At 42.4% G+C, this 17,740-nt stretch carries 12 protein-coding genes and 1 other RNA gene; 8 read left to right on the top strand and 5 right to left on the bottom strand.

The features are described from left to right. Nucleotides 1–126 precede the first annotated feature (126 nt). On the top strand, nucleotides 127–1,347 hold the full coding sequence (locus tag ACZ45G_RS11025) for a hypothetical protein (protein ID WP_464178002.1): 1,221 nt from the start codon (nucleotides 127–129) through the stop codon (nucleotides 1,345–1,347). Between the two features lie 20 nt (nucleotides 1,348–1,367). On the opposite strand, the gene ssrA is transcribed toward ACZ45G_RS11025, so the two are convergent. The 4 genes from ssrA to ACZ45G_RS11005 form a co-directional block, all read right to left on the bottom strand. Continuing rightward, nucleotides 1,368–1,723, bottom strand: a transfer-messenger RNA (tmRNA) gene (ssrA, locus tag ACZ45G_RS11020). A 64-nt stretch (nucleotides 1,724–1,787) separates the two neighbouring features. Further along, on the bottom strand, nucleotides 1,788–2,252 hold the full coding sequence (gene smpB, locus ACZ45G_RS11015) for an SsrA-binding protein SmpB (RefSeq protein ID WP_464178000.1): 465 nt from the start codon (nucleotides 2,250–2,252) through the stop codon (nucleotides 1,788–1,790). A 3-nt stretch (nucleotides 2,253–2,255) separates the two neighbouring features. Then, entirely contained in the window at nucleotides 2,256–4,022 is a 1,767-nt protein-coding gene (gene ptsP, locus ACZ45G_RS11010; RefSeq protein WP_464177998.1) for a phosphoenolpyruvate--protein phosphotransferase, read from the bottom strand. After that, nucleotides 4,015–4,305, bottom strand: coding sequence for an HPr family phosphocarrier protein (locus tag ACZ45G_RS11005; RefSeq protein WP_464177996.1), 291 nt, complete (start codon nucleotides 4,303–4,305; stop codon nucleotides 4,015–4,017). The genes ptsP and ACZ45G_RS11005 overlap by 8 nt, the downstream gene beginning before the upstream one ends. Nucleotides 4,306–4,512: 207 nt before the next feature. Here ACZ45G_RS11005 and ACZ45G_RS11000 point away from each other — a divergent pair, with 207 nt between their 5' ends. After that, nucleotides 4,513–5,175: an LOG family protein gene (locus tag ACZ45G_RS11000; protein WP_464177994.1), complete on the top strand. Its 663-nt coding sequence runs from the start codon at nucleotides 4,513–4,515 to the stop codon at nucleotides 5,173–5,175. 23 nt (nucleotides 5,176–5,198) lie between these two features. Here ACZ45G_RS11000 and ACZ45G_RS10995 read toward each other — a convergent pair whose 3' ends face one another. After that, entirely contained in the window at nucleotides 5,199–9,065 is a 3,867-nt protein-coding gene (locus ACZ45G_RS10995) for a class I adenylate cyclase (RefSeq protein ID WP_464177992.1), read from the bottom strand. A 107-nt stretch (nucleotides 9,066–9,172) separates the two neighbouring features. Here ACZ45G_RS10995 and parE point away from each other — a divergent pair, with 107 nt between their 5' ends. The 6 genes from parE to yajC all read left to right on the top strand — a co-directional run bounded on the left by parE (nucleotide 9,173) and on the right by yajC (nucleotide 17,731). Further along, nucleotides 9,173–11,116 carry a DNA topoisomerase IV subunit B gene (gene parE / locus ACZ45G_RS10990; RefSeq protein WP_464177990.1) on the top strand — a complete coding sequence of 648 codons (1,944 nt, stop codon included), beginning with the start codon at nucleotides 9,173–9,175 and terminating at the stop codon, nucleotides 11,114–11,116. Beyond that, nucleotides 11,113–13,407 (top strand): DNA topoisomerase IV subunit A, encoded by a 2,295-nt coding sequence (parC, locus tag ACZ45G_RS10985; RefSeq protein WP_464177988.1) that lies wholly within the window; start codon nucleotides 11,113–11,115, stop codon nucleotides 13,405–13,407. Before parE ends, parC begins: the two co-directional genes overlap by 4 nt. Then, nucleotides 13,404–14,813 carry a membrane-bound lytic murein transglycosylase MltF gene (mltF, locus tag ACZ45G_RS10980; protein WP_464177986.1) on the top strand — a complete coding sequence of 470 codons (1,410 nt, stop codon included), beginning with the start codon at nucleotides 13,404–13,406 and terminating at the stop codon, nucleotides 14,811–14,813. Before parC ends, mltF begins: the two co-directional genes overlap by 4 nt. Before the next feature lie 137 nt (nucleotides 14,814–14,950). Further along, nucleotides 14,951–16,414, top strand: a complete 1,464-nt coding sequence (locus ACZ45G_RS10975; protein ID WP_464177983.1) for an Rne/Rng family ribonuclease — start codon at nucleotides 14,951–14,953, stop codon at nucleotides 16,412–16,414. Between the two features lie 82 nt (nucleotides 16,415–16,496). After that, nucleotides 16,497–17,351, top strand: coding sequence for a hypothetical protein (locus ACZ45G_RS10970; protein WP_464177981.1), 855 nt, complete (start codon nucleotides 16,497–16,499; stop codon nucleotides 17,349–17,351). A 32-nt stretch (nucleotides 17,352–17,383) separates the two neighbouring features. Beyond that, on the top strand, nucleotides 17,384–17,731 hold the full coding sequence (yajC, locus tag ACZ45G_RS10965; protein ID WP_464177978.1) for a preprotein translocase subunit YajC: 348 nt from the start codon (nucleotides 17,384–17,386) through the stop codon (nucleotides 17,729–17,731). The last annotated feature ends 9 nt before the right edge of the window (nucleotides 17,732–17,740 follow it).

The raw sequence follows: 17,740 nt of genomic DNA, 5'->3' as shown, positions 1-17,740 counted from the left end.
AAGACAAATTGTATTATTTTTTTTCTTCTGAGCTAATTGAGTTCAAAAAGAAATAAGAACAATCAATTGACACTCTTGGGGCAAAATAATACATTCCTCCCAGAATTAACAAATGGGGGATTATGTATGCAAGGACGCATATACACAAAGCAAAAGTGTTTTGAGTGTCAAAAGTCTTTAGAGCCTGGAATCTTGAAGTACATCGAAAACAAAGGCTTTCTACAATGCCCAGAACACCCCGATATAACATGGGCTGGACCTTGTGAGGTCCGGTTCGGTCGGAAGCATCATAAACGTTTCAAGTCCGTAAAGGAAGCCGAAAGACACTTAAATCATATCCGGTATCAAGCCGACAACAATAAAGGTGGCTTTGATCAAAGAGAATGGGCTAAGAATCAACCTCTTTCCTTTTTGTCTTTACGTGAAAAATTTGTAACTCTAAAAGAAACACAATCGATTTCATCTAAACAGGTCCAGCACATAAAAAGGGTTCTTGACGAAGCTGGCAAGTCTTGGGATTACATGCAAATCAAAGAGATAACCGAAGGAGAAATTGATGATTTTTTTCTAATTGACCATGGAGTCGGCAATAAAACCCTGGCCAACTGGAAAACCGTACTACACGACTTCTGGACCTGGATTGTAAGGAGAGAGAAACGCCGTTCAAAGATTGAAATGCCTGAATTCCCAGAAATTAAATATGAACTGGAAATGAAAAAAATAGTCAACATGGAAGATCAACAGTATATAATTGAAGAAGTAAAACGAATTTCTTGGGAAGATAATCCTCGCATCTGGCTGGGTATTCGGCTAATGGCTTGGTATCCAAAGGTACGGCCCGGGGAAATGCTCGACCTCAGGGAAGGACATGTTAATTACAAAGATAACTGGATTGTTTTCCCTGATCCAAAAGAAAAGAATAAGCCCAAATTTATTCATCTTTTACCAGAGCACTCAGAACTTATTCAAAAAATTCAAAGCATGGTACCATCGGCATTGCCAGAAATGTACTTCTTTAGACACCTTAAAACAAAGTCAGGGGTAAAGGCTGGCGTAAAATTTGGCCCGAAGGTATTTAATAAATGGTGGAAAAAAGCTTGTAAAAATATGGGGATTGATGGCGTGTCCGTTTATCCTGGAGTAAAACATTCGACTGTTACAGCATTGGGAAAAATTATGTCCCCGGAAGAAATTCAACACGATGTAACAGGTCATGTGTCTGATGCTTTTAAACGATATTTCTTGCCAGATGTCAAAAGAGCTATTATCGCAAGCCGCAAATTAACTGAGATGCAGGCTGGTCAACATCTGGTCAACATATCTGACCACATAAAATCAGCTAAGTAGTTGATTTTACTATACAATGTTGGTGGAGGCGGCGGGAGTTGAACCCGCGTCCGAAAACAATCTATCTAGGCTTCTACATACTTATCCTGAGTTTTAAATTGGTCGGCGGGTCTCCTTCAGGATGGATACCTACCGGTATAGCCTGAAAAGTTTAACCGTTAAGGATCAGGCACCCTTAAAAGCTGTCTTGCATAAATGACGCCCTGACCTGAATCTGCAAGAAGGATTTCAGGAGGGCGGAAGCGGCCTTTATGCCGCTACAGCGTAGTTATAATCGTCTGCGATTATTTTAATATTCTGCCAATTTTACGAGCTGACAAAAGACTCGGTATGCTACCTTAGACTTCAAAATCTCCGTCGAAGCCATTTCGCCCCCAAATTGTAAAAGAACATTTTATACTTTCTAATATAAGGATTTAAGGTAAAAAAGTCAATACAGATTACTTACAAGAATATTTTTTTCTATCCCTGTCCATGTCCCGATCTGCATCTTTTTGCTTTAGGGTTTCTCTTTTGTCATATAGCTTTTTGCCTTTACCAAGCCCGAGCAATACCTTGATCTTATCATTTTTAAAATAAATTTTCAAAGGGACCAGGGAATATCCTTTTTCCTTCATCCGGGAAAATAATTTTTTAATTTCAGATCGATGGAGCAGAAGCTTGCGGGTTCTCAACTCTTCATGGTTGGCATTAACGGCATATTTGTATGGGGTAATATGCAATTGCCGCAAAAAAAGTTCACCGTTTCTAATGTCTGCATAGGAATCTTGAAAACTGACCCGGCCCTCCCTCATGGATTTGACTTCCGACCCCACAAGGACAATACCGGCCTCATATTCAGCATCAATCTTATAATTAAATCTTGCTTTTTTATTGGTGGCGATTAGCTTGATATATTCTGTCATGCCTTAATCTTCCATTTCTCTATAGGGAAGAATATCTTTATATTCTTCCTGGATAAAAGTGGATATCTCTTCTGTTGTCTGGAGCTCGAACAGTTTTTTTACATTTTTACCGGCCAGGCCAAACTCCATATTTCTAACCATTTTTTTGATAACAGGGATGGAGGCCGAGTTCATGGACAGATTGGTCAGACCCAAACCGAGCAAAACGGGTATATTGATAGGATCTCCGGCCATTTCTCCACACATAACCACCTCAATGCCCTTTTTTTGGGCAGCATCATAGGTCATTTTAATCATTTTCAAGACCGCCGGGTTCAGGGCCTGGTATAAATGGGCCACCCGCCGGTTACTCCGGTCAATGGCCAGGGAATACTGAATCAGGTCATTGGTGCCGATACTGAAAAAATCCACATGACCCGCCAGTTCTTCCGCCATGATCACAGCGGAGGGGACCTCTATCATGACCCCAAGGGGAATATCTTTGTTAAAGATTTTATCCTCGTTCTCAAGTTCAAGGATGGCTTTGTTCAGTACCACTTTTACCTGAATAATTTCCTCAACGCAGGAGATCATGGGAATCAACAACTTGATATTCCCAAAGGCCGCAACCCTTAAAATTGCCTTGAGCTGGGTAATAAAGATGTCTTCATTTCTAAGGCAGAACCGGACCCCTCGAAGCCCCAACGCCGGATTGGCTTCCTCGACCGGATCAATATAGGGATTAACCTTATCCCCGTTAATATCCAGCGTCCTGATGGTCACAGGTTCAGGATTCATAAGTTCCACCAACTCCTTGTAGCGTTGGAGCAACTCATCTTCCGTGGGAAATCGCTTCAAATCAAGGTATAAAAATTCTGTCCTGAAAAGTCCAACACCAGTTGCCCCATTGTCCTTGGCAGAAACCACCTCTTCTACCAACTCAATATTGGCCATAAGGTTTAAAGGAACCCCATCCCGGGTGACAGCAGGCAGGTGGCTCTCCCGCTCAATATCTGCCCGGTATGCTTCAAACCGGGTCAGGCGCTCTTCATATTTGAACAGGGTGTCTTCTTCCGGGTTAACAATAATGATCCCCAAAGATCCGTCAACAATGAGGATATCATCATTGTTGACACTGACCATTGCCCTGCCCAGCCCAAGAACCGAGGGTATCTTCAAGGATTTGGCCACAATACTGGTATGGGAGTTTTTCCCACCCCTGTCCGTTACAAAGCCTTTTATCCTTTCCAGTTGAATCTGGCTGGCATCAGCAGGTGACAGGTCGTGGGCAACAAGGATCACCCGTTTATTAATGTCCTTGATTTTAATATCCTGGGCACCGACAAGATGGGACATGATCTTGTCAGATACCTGGACAATATCGTTTACCCGGTCTTTCAGGTATTGATCATCTATCTGCTGGAACATGGATTTAACCTTCCTGGAAACCTTGCGCAATGCCCACTCTGCATTAATCTTGTCCCGGGAAATAGTCTCAATGGTCTTGCCGTATAGCATCTTGTCCTTGAACAGGACCATGTGGGTTTCTAAAATATTTAAATTTTCACCCAAATCATGATCAAGGGACTCAATGACCTTTGCATGATCATTTTTTGCTCGTGTGACGGCATTTTTAAACCGATCGATTTCCGACGGCACCATGGTCTCATTGACAGGATACCGTTTGATAAGATTGACCCCTTCCCTATCAACAATATAGGCCTTGCCAATACAGATTCCTGGAGATCCGCTGATTCCTCTTATGGTCATCTGGGGCCGGGTCTTATTCATTCTCTAATTCTCCAAAACCGATGTCAAAAAATGCCTTGATTTCGCCCACAATTCCCCTGTCTTCATAAGATTCCGCCTGAATCAAGATTTTAGATCCTTGTTCAGCACCCAGGGTTAAGATATCAATGATACTTGAGGCATCTACCCCTGAAGATCCAGTTGAAAGCCAGATATTGCCCAATCCTTCCATGGCCAGTTGCGCTATCTTTGCAGCGGGCCTTGCATGCATTCCCAGTTCATTTATCACAATTGTCTGTTGGGAAAATAATATTTTTTTATTCAATCGTATTTCTTTCTATGAAAATTTTTCTTTTTTTATATCTTTCAGTTTGAAAAGTCAATCTGCTGCACCGGTGTTAATCCACGCACCAGCAAATTGACGCACCAAGCTAGTTGAAAGGCTAATTTAATTGTACCTTTTAGCATATTTTTGTTATTTCTACCAGATTGATTTCTTTAAACCATTAACCGAACTGGAACCATAACCACCATGGAAAACCATACCACTATCTCAAAATATCCCATCAATGATTTTAAAAGCGGTGAATCCTGGCGATTGTTCAAAATCATGGGAGAATTTGTCGAAGGCATTGATTCTCTGCATTCACTAGGGCCAGCCGTCTCCATATTCGGATCCGCCAGAACAGATCGCCAATCGCCAGACTATCAAAAAGCCCAGGAAGTGGCAACCTTGTTCGCAAAATCAGGATATGCCATTATTACGGGAGGCGGCCCCGGGATGATGGAGGCTGCAAACAAAGGTGCCATTGGTGAAGGGGTTGAGTCTGTGGGCCTGAATATTAAGTTGCCCTTTGAGGAAAAAATAAATCCCTATACCACCCAGCAGATACAATTTAATTATTTTTTTGTACGCAAGGTTATGTTTATCAAATATGCCCAGGCCTATATTATAATGCCCGGCGGTTTTGGTACCCTGGATGAATTGTTTGAAACCATGACCCTGATACAGACAAAAAGAATTCTGCAGATGCCGATCATTCTGATGGGATCTAAGTTCTGGGGCGGCCTGGTTGAATGGATAAAAAACAAAATGGTCGGTGATGGAATGATTTCACCAAAAGATCTTGATCTCTTCCATGTCCTGGATGATCCCCAACGAGCAGTAAAAATTGTACAAGACTTTCACCGATAAAACAAAGGGGGCAATTTTATATCTTATTGCCTGGCCATTCCCTTTGAAAAATAAAAAACTGTTTTCAAGGGGAATCTTTTGATGGCAAGGGTATTTAAGATATGTTTTTTAGCCATCTCCATGGAGGAGAATGTCCTGTTCGAGGAGAATCTCAAATACATTTCCCCCCATGAATTGATATAAATGGCACTATAGTCTGTTATACTTGCCTGCAGCTTGCCGGCATAAAAATTTATGGAGATAAAAAGGCAAGCCATCTTTGGTTTTTCCCTGCGCAATTCATTAAACTGGACCGGTTCTTGTACATAGGGATTAAAGAACTCGTACATGGCTTTAAAAAGTTTTTCAATGTCTTCATGGGTAACCTGTGTGGGATTTGGTATCAGGTTGACAATGCAATGATGGCCATAAAGGCTGTTATTGATCAGCCATGCCCCGATCTGCTCAATGGAATTTGCTTTGACCAGGGATTCTTCATGATCTTGCCGGATCTTTGTATTTTTATGGTATAGTTCCCATGTCCCCGGGGTTTCGGGCAGGGGAACGTATTTTAAATGGAATCGTTCAAAATGTCTATTGTCCTTGGAAACCAAAAGGATTCTCTTGATTTTATGGGGTTTTTCCGACAAAACAATGTCAACTTTTCGTTCCAGCACCCGCCGGTCTTCCTTTGAAATCATCAATCCGCCCCTGGATTGATTTTCAAACTGTGTTTTGACCTGGATAAATTTTGTTTGCATATAATTTTCAATGGTGGTGGAAAGCCTCTGAATATTTGCATAGGGCCAGCGTCTGAACTTGCCGATTTCAAAAAGCCGGTTTTTGTCCCATCCCCAGTTTTCAAGACATTTTTCCAACAAAATTTTTCTCAAACCAAAAATAGTATCGTCTATTTCCCTCTGTTTTGAAATCTCAAGTTTTAGGAAAAAACAAGTCAACACCAGGTTAACCGATGGGATGTCGTCGGTTTGCCGGTAATAATCAATCAGATGTTTTAAAAGACTGATATAAGAATCATTCTGGGCCAGTTTTAGATGGGAACTTGAATTCATCCATTCGTTTTTGTATTGATTGCACAGCAGGGGTTCTTTTCCATAGGCATGGATATATTTTTCAAGCAAGGCCATTTTGATGACGGATTTAAAAGGGCTTTTCAACCATTTAAACATTTGCCATATGGAGGCGCCAAAGTATTCATTCACAGGAATGGCGTGGATATCCCCCAGGTCCAGATACCGATGATATTTTGAAAAACCGGCAACCCGTTCCAAAATTATATTGTAGTAATTGAGACTTATGGGGGTGGGCAGAACAGCCCACAAGGGCAGTTTGCCCGCCACATGGATCATGGTCCGGTAAAATTCTTCTTTAAGAAGCCTGGACTGAGCAGATCCTGAGCTTTCCTGAGTGGACCCGCCAAAATCATTGTGCTTGGCCTTTAAAATATCCACAATAAAAAAGGTAACCCGGGTCTTAAATTTATCCCAGGCCATGGCTTCAAGGAGATCAAGTTTTATTCTTAAACGCTCAAGACCGATGCTGTCAAAGAGATCCTCATTGATGCAGACCCAGTAATCAATATCAGATTCAAATGTCTGGGCAAGAGATCCTACGCTTCCCATGGTAAAGAGCCCTTCAATAAGAGGTGTCAGGCTTCTTTTAACCTTGAATTTATTTTTATCCAAGCGTTCAAAAATTTGCACTGCCTGTTTTGCGGGCAGATAATCGGCAATGCCGCAGGGGGTTTTGCTGTGGACGTTAATCTCAAGAAATTGATAATTTTCATGAATGAGCAGGGGAACAATCTGAAAAAGATCCGCCTGGGAGGGCTTGAAAATATCAAAGGCCGTTAAAAGACTCAGTTTGTTCTGATCTAAAAATTTTGTTTCCCCGTAATGAATAAATTCACAAAAAATCAACATGTTGATTTCCGATACAATGGCAGGGTCAATGTGGGGAAGGTCATTAAAACCCAGTTGATAGTGCCGGTCATTGTAATCTATGTCCTGGGCCCGGATGATGGATTGGGAATAGGGAGGAAATCGGCAGAATCGTGCCCTTACCCATGAAAAATCCGTAAAATTAATGTCGGCCGTGGCAAAGGAAACGCCGGACATTCTTGAATGGGCAAAGGTTGCACCGGCCAATTGGGTATTCCCAAAGGAAACTTTGGAAAGCGTGGCATTGATAAAGATCGCATCTGTGAATTGGGCCAGGTTAAAATTACAATTAAAGAAAAAAGCGCCCTGGAAGCTACAACTTTTAAAGACGGTTTTTTCCGCGCTTACATTCATAAACACGGCATTGTCAAAATTAATATTGTCAAAGATACACCCAGCCATATTGACCGCAGAAAACAAAGTATTTTTAAAAAATGCCTTTGTAAAATATGCGTTTGAAAGATCTGTATTTTCAAAACAGGCATGGTGAAAAAACAGAGTTGAAGCGGAAAATCTTAGCCCAGACAAGTTTTGATCTTTAAAATTATGGTCTTTAAAATCAATGGATTTTGAAGAGATATTTTTTATAAAGGCTTCCATCTTTTTTTTGATCGGATCCTTTAAGATCGAAACGAAGGGCCGTTTTAGTTTTTCAGATTTTCTTTTAAATTGCGCCACAAGAGTTTCAAAGGGCGCTTGAATATGTTCTTTCTCTCGTTTCAGCAATTCTTTTGTTTTTTTTACAAAATCGATAACATCAAGCGTTATTCCTTTTTCCGAGTGTGCAGCATAACGATTGAGTATTCTTACAACCCGTTCGGGTCTTTTTTGGATCATACCCAGAATGCAGGCAAGGTTTATATCAAAGTTTTCTTGCTGATAGCGTGTCTTGTTTAAGGCAATATCCTGGATAACAAAAAAAGAAATTCTGGACAATGAAGCGATTTCGATATGGATCAATGGCATGATTTCAGGATAGGTTTTTCTCACCAAACTGAAAAGATCATGAACCGGAATTTTTCCTGTAACAATAAGGGCTCTAAATGCATGGATGGCTTCATTTTGCCCCTGTTGATAAAAATGTTTAAGAATGGGATCAAACAGCTCGGGATAAAGCCCCATGGAAGATTCTTCAATAATAGTGTAGACAACCTGTCTCACCTTTTTCACTTGTTCATCCTCAATGGTTTCCACGAGCAAATGAACAGGAATTTTGGTCTCGATCAGGGACAGGGCTTTTAACCCCATTATTTTTACAGCAGGTGACAAGGATGCAATTTCTTTTTGGATAATGGTTTCAGGATTTCTTAAATCAAAGCTGATATTATTTAAGAATGGGTCTGCATCCCGCTTACGGTCGAACAAACCGGCATAAAATTCGATAACCGGTTCTCTGTCGGTGATGGTATTTAATATTTTTTTAAACAGCTTACCGAATCTTAACCGGTCTGCAGAAGGTGTCTGGATATATTGGTCAACGAACAAAAGGCGTTCTGTCTGGCCAAGTGTCTGAAGCACTTTATTGAGGGAATCTAAGCTTATATGCTCCTGATAAACAGCCTTGAACGCAAAATAAGCCCCATTATCCCCAAGGCCAAGCAAAATGTTTAAAAAAAAGTTCATGTCATTGAAGGGTATATCCGGCGTGATCTGCTGATAAACTTTAGCCGCTACCATTGCAGAGGCCTGCAGGCCGGCGAGATATTCTTTTGAATCGTCTGCGTTTTTTAATTGTTGTTGGATTGTTTTTCCAAAATTTTCAAGGTTTTTTTTTGCTTTAGAGCGGATATTAAAATGAGCGGACCTGATTCCCTCAAGAATTGGAAGGATTCCAAGCAAGGGGGATAGCCCCCCCGCTTCCTCTACTAATTGGGCTTTGGATGCTTTATCAAGCGTATCCCAATGGGCTTCAAAATCGTTATAACCAAAACTTTGGGTTGAAGATGTCATAATGATATGTTTTTTTCCCGTTTGTACATTTACAAATAAAAGTGCTATAGGGTGTTGTTTAAAATCGAATATAAAGTTTTAACCTGTATAGCGCAATAGAATTATTTATGAAGTTATTTGATCCAGACATAGACAAAGAGGGGCATGCCAATACGTATAAGGCCGATTCCATTGAGATACTCAAGGGATTGGATCCGGTTAAGCGCAGACCCGGTATGTATACGGACACCACAAGTCCTGACCACCTGGTCTTTGAAGTAATCGACAACAGCGTGGATGAGGCCATTGCCGGTTTTGCAGACCTAATAGAGGTGGTGCTGACACGAGACAATGCCATTATTGTGACGGACAATGGCAGGGGCATGCCCGTTGATATCCATCCGGGAGAAGGTATTTCCGGTGTTGAACTCATCATGACAAAACTCCATGCCGGGGCCAAGTTTTCCAACAAGGACTATGCTTTTTCAGGGGGGCTCCACGGTGTCGGGGTCTCGGTTGTGAACGCCTTGTCCGCCCATTTGGAGATCATTATTAGACGGGATGGCCAAACTTTTGAGATCCACTTTGAAGATGGGTTTAAAACAAAAGAGCTTGAAATCACGGGCAGTGTTGGGAAAAACAATACGGGAACCGCCTTGAAATTTTATCCCAATGTATCTTTCTTTGATACCCCAACATTTTCAAAAACAGCTATTCAAAAGGCGCTCAAATCCAAGGCTGTTTTGTGTAAAGGGTTGAAAACAAGTTTTTTTGATGAGGCCAGCAATGAACGAATGAACTGGCACTATGACCGCGGACTGGATGATTATCTTGCCGAACACCTCAAGGATAGACCCTGTATCTTTCCCGCCCCCTTTTCCGGACAAACTGCCAATGAAGACTTTGAAGCGGTCTGGACCATCAATTGGGGGAAGGAATCGGGCGCTGCCATTGAAGAAAGCTATGTTAACCTGATTCCCACAAGTCTTGGGGGGACCCATGTGAATGGGTTTAGATCCGGATTGCTGGAATCTGTGAGGGAATTTTGCAAATTCAGGAATCTTTTGCCCAAGGGGTTGTTCCTGGCGCCTGAAGATATCTGGCACAATGTGGGGTATGTGTTGTCTGTAAAGCTTTCCGAAGCACAGTTTTCAAGCCAGACAAAAGAGAGGCTGTCTTCCCGTCATGCCGCAAGCCTGGTAAACCTGCAGGTCAGGGATGCCTTCAGCCTCTGGCTGAACCAGAACGTCACCTTTGGAGAAGCCCTGGCAGAAATGGCCATTGAGCATGCAAAAACCCGGGTGAAAAAAGCCAAAAAGGTGACCAAGAAACGGGCATCCAACGGGACCACCCTTCCGGCCAAGCTGTCCGACTGCAGTAGTGACGACCAGGAACGACGAGAGCTGTTTTTTGTGGAAGGGGATTCTGCAGGTGGCTCTGCTAAACAGGCGAGGGACAGACGGTTTCAGGCCATTATGCCATTGCGGGGTAAAATACTCAACACCTGGGATATTGCGCCTTCCATCATCCTTGAGTCAAGGGAAATCCGGGATATTACCCAGGTCCTGGGCGTCAAGCCCGGGGAGAATGATATATCCAAACTTCGATACAATAAAATTTGTATCCTTGCCGATGCGGATTCAGACGGCCTTCACATTGCCACCCTGATCTGTGCCTTGTTTTTAAGACATTTTCCCCAACTTGTGAAACAAGGCCATGTATACATTGCCATGCCGCCTCTGTACCGAATTGATGTGGGCAAAGAGGTCTTTTATGCCCTGGATGATTCGGAACGAAACACGATTGTAAAAAAGGTGGAGCGAAGGAAAAGACATGGAAAAATTAATATCCAGCGGTTCAAGGGCTTAGGAGAAATGAATCCGGCCCAGCTCAAAGAGACCACCATTGCCCCGGATTCAAGAAGGCTGGTTCAATTGTCCATCAATGACGGATCAGTGGAAACCGAAGAAGAAGTCTATGAAGTCATGGATATGCTCCTGGGAAAAAAAAGGGCCAAGGACAGAAAAAAGTGGATTGAAACCGAAGGAAATATCAAAGAGATAGAACTATGAAGCAAACCCATCCTTCCGCCATAGAAGATTATGAAAAAATTCCTTTCCAGGAGTTTACCCGGAAAGCCTATTTAAACTATTCCATGTATGTCATACTGGACCGTGCCCTTCCCCACATCGGAGACGGATTAAAGCCGGTACAGCGCCGAATAGTTTATTCCATGAGTCAGCTGGGTCTGTCTTCAACCGCCAAATTCACAAAATCAGCCAGAACTGTGGGGGATGTTCTGGGCAAATTTCATCCCCATGGAGACTCTGCCTGCTACGAGGCCATGGTATTGATGGCCCAGCCCTTTTCTTTGCGGTACCCCCTGGTGCACGGCCAGGGAAACTGGGGGGATCCCAATGATCCCAAATCCTTTGCTGCCATGCGGTATACCGAATCAAAACTTTCAAAGTATGCGGACACTCTCCTGGATGAGCTCAACCAGGGAACCGTTGACTGGCGGCCCAATTTTGACGGTACATTAAATGAACCCACCCTGTTGCCGGCCCGTTTACCCAACCTGCTGCTCAACGGCACCACGGGTATTGCCGTGGGCATGGCCACCAGCATGCTCCCCCACAACTTAAGGGAAGTGGCCAAGGCATTGGTTCATCTTATTGAGAACGAAGATGCCGATGTCAGCGCTGTTTGTAAATATATCAAAGGACCGGATTTTCCAACCGATGCGGAGATCATCACCCCTGTCACTGAAATCCATCAAATGTATGAAACCGGCATGGGACGGATAAAGATGCGGGCAACCTATCAGGTTGAAGATGGGGAAATTGTATTTTGCGCCCTGCCCTTCCACGCATCAACAGAAAAGATCTATGAACAGATTGCCGCCCAGATGGAAGCCAAAAAACTGCCTATGGTCAGTGATATACGGGATGAATCCGACCATGAAGAACCCACCCGGCTGGTGATAATCCCCAGATCAAACAGAATTGATGTTCAGGCACTTGTGGACCATCTTTTTGCCTCCACAGATCTTGAACGCTCCTATTCCGTCAATATGAACATGATCGGTATCAACGGCCGTCCCGAGGTGAAAAATTTATTGACCTTCCTTCGGGAATGGCTTTCCTTCAGGGCCGATACCGTTGAAAGAAAACTGCGGTTCCGGCTGGATAAAATTTTGACCCGCCTCCATCTCCTTGAAGGATTCCAGATTGCCTATCTGAACATTGACGAGGTCATCCGGATCATCAGAAATTGTGACCACCCAAAAAAAGAGTTGATAAAAGCCTTTGATTTATCTGAGTTACAGGCCACTGCCATCCTTGAAATCCGTTTGCGTCAATTGGCCAGGCTTGAGGAAATCAAAATCCTTTCTGAAATCAAGGAACTGGAAGAACAGAGAACGACACTTGAACGACGGTTGAACAGTAAAAAGGCATTTAAAGCCTATATGATTGATCAAATCAATTCAGATGCCAAACGCTATGGAGACAAGCGCAGGTCTCCCATCAAGGAAAGGCAGGAGGCAGAAGCATTTTCAGCAACCGACATCCTGGACATAGAACCTGTGACCATTATCTTGTCCCAGAACGGCTGGATCCGTTCTGCCAAGGGACATGATATCGATCCCGCCAAGGTCAAGTTCAAATCCGGTGATGATCTCATGAGCTCTCTTCGGACCAAGAACGATAAACCCGTTGTGTTTCTGGATAATGCCGGTCGAAGCTATATGATGCTCGCCCATACCCTGCCATCGGCCAGGGGAAATGGGGAGCCTTTAACCGGTCATTTGTCCCTGCAGCCAAACACCACAATAGACTTCATGCTGTCCCAGGACGCTGAGGATCTCTTTCTTGTAGCTTCTGATAACGGTTGCGGGTTCATCATTAAATACCTTGATTTTCTGACCACCTATAAAAACGGCAAAGCTGTTATCTCCGTAAAACAAGGGTTTAATCTTTTGGCCCCACAACAGGTATCTGACCTCAAAACAGATCTTATTGTTGCCATTACCAGCCAGGGGCGGCTGTTGATTTTTCCGGTTAACCAGCTGCCACAGTTAAAAAAAGGTCAAGGCAATAAAATTATCACCATCCCTAAAAAACAATTAAATTCAAAGGACCCTGAAAAACTTAAGCACTTAAAAATTTTACCCTTAAATTCAAATCTTGTGATATATTCAGGTAAACATTTTCTTAGATTAAACCCAGGCAATCAAACCGATTATATGGGAATGCGCGGATACAGAGGAAAAAAACTTCCCCGGGGATATCAAAGTGTGGACAAAATAGAAGTGACCCCCATAAAATTTCAGGCTGAAACAACAGATGATACAATTGTATGATACAATATTTTAAAAAATATTTTATTCTGCTGCTTCTATTAATGTTAACCGTTTTCTTTGTTTCTATTTTAATACATAATCAAAATTTGGGGACCGCCACGGGTACGCTTGATCGGATACGATCGACAGGAAAGCTTCGTCTGATAACTGCCAATGCACTCAACACCTATTCCTATTATGAAGGAAAACCAACAGGATTTGAATATGATCTGGCCTTGGAATTTGCCAAGTATCTGAATGTTGAATTAGATATTGTGACCCCGGGTTGGAACAATCTGTTTACCTATCTTAACCAGGACAAGGGCGATTTCATTGCAGCGGGGATTTCCATTACCGCCCAGCGGCTTGAAGATGCCGCCTTTTCAATTCCCTATATGACCATTCAGCAACGTGTCGTTCATCATAATTTGATATTTGGTCCCAAAAATATTGAGGACTTAAGGTTTAGGACCTTTCACGTCAGGAGAGACACCTCCTATCATTACCGCCTGGAACAAATAGAAGCTTCGGGAATTGCGTTAAATTATATTCTCCATGATAATATTCCCACAGAAGAACTTATTGCCATGGTCAACCGGCGGGAAATCCGCTTTACCATTGCAGATTCCAACATCGCCCTGCTCACTCAACGATACTACCCTGATATCAAAATTGGGATCCCTATCCAGGAACGAGAGTCTCTGGCTTGGGCTGTTCGCAAGAATGATACGGACATGATCGTTGAGATAAACCGATTTTTCCTCCATGCCAATGAAACCGGAATTTTAAGAAAAATTACCAATAAATATTATGAAAACACCCAGGATTTTGACGTTTATGAAATAAAAAAATTTCACAAACGAATTAAAACCCGGTTGCCCAAATACAAACAAGTGATCATGGAAGAATCGAAAAAATATGGATTTGACTGGCGGCTGGTTGCGGCGGTTGTCTACCAGGAGTCTCATTTTAATCCCGAGGCTAAAAGTGTTACCAATGTCAGGGGATTGATGCAGGTGACCCACGCGACTGCCCGGGAAATGGGAATAACAAATCGACGGAACCCTTCCCAAAGCATCCGGGCAGGTATAAAATACCTGGGTAAGATGTACCAGCGATTCAGTCATATTGAAGATAAGTATCAGCGGATGCTGTTTTCCCTTGCCAGCTATAATATCGGGTATGGACATGTACAGGATGCCCAAAAAATTGCCAAGGGAAAAGGGCTTGACCCAAATACCTGGCAAGCCCTTAAAACATGTCTGCCCCTGTTGTCAAAAACCCAATATGTAAAAACAACCAAACACGGATATGCAAGGGGGTGGGAACCGGTTCAATATGTTGAACGGATTCTGACCTATTTTGATATCCTCAAGCAAAAGACAAAGTCCTTGGAATTAACCGATTCCCAGGGCAACGGAAAATAAAAAAAAATTGACTTGCCCGTTTCAATTTATTAGTTATCCTATTATTTAGTTATGCTAATTATTAGCTATCATGGGAATAACACGGTTTGAAATGGTCCATGTATCAACCCAACTTTAGAAAAATAAAGAGTAAATTTATGAACAGAAAAATTTTAATCAACGCACTTGACCCTGATGAAAACAGAATTGCGACCATTGTTGACAACAAATTGGATCAATTTCACATTGAGACTGCAGCAAGGCAGGTGACCCAAGGTAACATTTACAAAGGGATTGTTACCCGGGTTGAACCGAGCCTCCAGGCTGTTTTTGTGGACTATGGTGCCCAAAAAAATGGATTCCTTCAAAAAAACGAAATCCATAGCGATTATTTTCAGGATGTGGAAACAAAGGACAAGGCCCTTTTTAATCTCATTAAAAAAGGCCAGGAAATGATTGTCCAGGTGACCAAGAATCCCATCAACCAAAAAGGGGCCATGCTGACCACCTTTATTTCCCTTCCCGGTCGGTTTGGTGTTCTCATGCCCGGCAACACCACCAAAGGGGTCTCAAGAAAAATCGATGAGGAAGATGAGAGAAAACGGTTGGTTGGCATTCTAAAAAGTATAAAAATCCCCGAAGGATTTGGGATGATTGTCCGGACAGCAGGAAAAAATGCCACCAAAACCATGATGACCTCTGATTTGAAATATTTAATGCGGGTGTGGAAAAATATTGATAAACTGGCCATGGAAGATAAGGCCCCTTCCCTTCTTTACAGGGAACAGACCCTGGCCGTTCGATCTTTGCGAGATTACTTTACAACTGATATTACCGAGATTCTCATTGACTGTCCCGAAACCTTCAAGGAGGTTCAGGATTTTATCGGCCTGATTGCCCCCAAGCAAAAAAAGATTGTAAAGCTGTTTAAAGGTGAAAAACCCATCTTCAGCAAATATCAGCTGGAAGAACAAATTTCCTCCATATACAAAAGAGAAGTGCAGCTCAAATCCGGTGGATGTATCGTTATTGAACAGACCGAGGCCATGGTCACCATTGATGTGAACTCAGGCAAATCCACCAAAAAGAAAAATATAGAGGAAACCGCTTTTTACACCAACCTGGAAGCAGGCGAAGAAGTTGCAAGACAACTGCGGCTGCGGGATATGGGCGGACTGATCGTGGTGGATTTCATTGATATGAAAGAACGAAAACACAAGGCTGAGATTACCAAAACCTTAAAAAAATATTTAAAAGATGACAAGGCCAAGACAAAGGTGGGTGGTATCACTACCTTTGGTCTGCTTGAAATGTCCCGGCAAAGGATTCGGCATTCCATAACCTATGGCAGCTATGAACCCTGTATACACTGTAATGGTCGTGGGATGACTCCGTCTGTGGAAACCCAGGGTATGGCATTTTTAAGACAATTGAATCTCAAGACGATAAAACCCGAAGTCGATCAGGTGAACTGCCTGGTTCCCAGAGAAGTTGCCTACTATCTCTTAAATAAAAAGCGTGAAGAACTCATTGAAATTGAAAACAAACGAGAGGTTTCCATCACCATTGAAATCGATCCTGAAATGGTCTCTGGACAAAGCCGGATTGTTTGCAACATATAGGTCTATTTTACAGCTTCCTTGACATATGCAGCTCTTTTGTGTATCTGAAACAATTTCAACCAAACTGGCATGAGGAGAAGAAATGTTCCTAAGGGTAAAAGATAAACGAAAGACAATCGCTATACTATCAACACTCATTATAGCGATTATTTTGGTCTGGTTAATGTTTATGCCCAAAGACATGGTGGTCGACGGTTCAGGAGAAAAAAACAAGGAGGGGGTGCCTGGGTCGGGCATTGCTTCGAATACAACAGATACAACGTCAAAGGCGCTTACCGGTACTGATAAACGCATTGTCAAAGGAACGATAAATGTTACACCGACCATTGATTATAAAGAGTTGGAAAAGGATGAATCCCTTAAAACCTTGATGGAAAACAGAAAAAAAGACCTGGGTATCCAAAAGAGCCTTGACATGATAGTCAAATCAGACGAATCCTTTATTGTCGGCGCTTCAAAGGTATCCATGCGGGAAATTCTTGAAAAAGCGTTTACGCGAAGTGGCGAGGTATACCAGGAAGAGATTTCTTCCTCGGGAGAATCTGTGCCGAAAAAAATCAAGGAATATGGTATCCATGTGGTAAAATCCGGTGACAATATCTGGAATATCCATTTCAATATTTTAAAGGAATACTATTCCCATAAAAATATTCTGGTTTCTTCAAAGGCAGACGAACCCATGGATATGGGAATGAGCTCGGGTGTGGGGAAAATTTTAAAATTCTCAGAAACCATGGTGATTATCTATAACCTGATTGACCGGCAGGTGACCGAAGATATCAACCTGTTAGAGCCTTTGAGCAAAATAGTGGTGTATAATATGGACGAGGTATTTTCCCTGCTTGAAGAAATTAATTATGACACGGTTGACAAAATTCAGTTTGATGGAAAAAACATCTGGATTCCGGCAAAAAAACTAAATAATACTAAAAACTAAATAATATTTATTAACATGAAGGAGGCGTAACTTTGATTAGCACAGCATATGCAATGGGAGCAACGGGCGGAGCGGGCGGACAGGCAGGTGGAATTGCCGGGTTTTTACCCATCATTATTTTGTTTGCCATTTTTTATTTTCTCTTGATAAGGCCCCAGCAAAAAAAGGCAAAAGAGCATAAAGGAATGATTGCTAACCTTAAAAAGGGAACCCGGATCGTCACCTCCGGTGGTATCTACGGCACCATTGTGTCCATTGATGACACGACCATCGGTCTTGAAATTGCCGAAAAGGTAAAAATAAAAATTTCCCGTGGAAATGTTGCAGCTCAGATTACGGACAATGATTCTGCCCAGAAATCAGATACAAAGAAAAAATAAATCCATTAG

The sequence above is a fragment of the Desulfoconvexum algidum genome (assembly GCF_055382125.1).
This window is presented reverse-complemented; position numbering and strand designations above follow the sequence as displayed.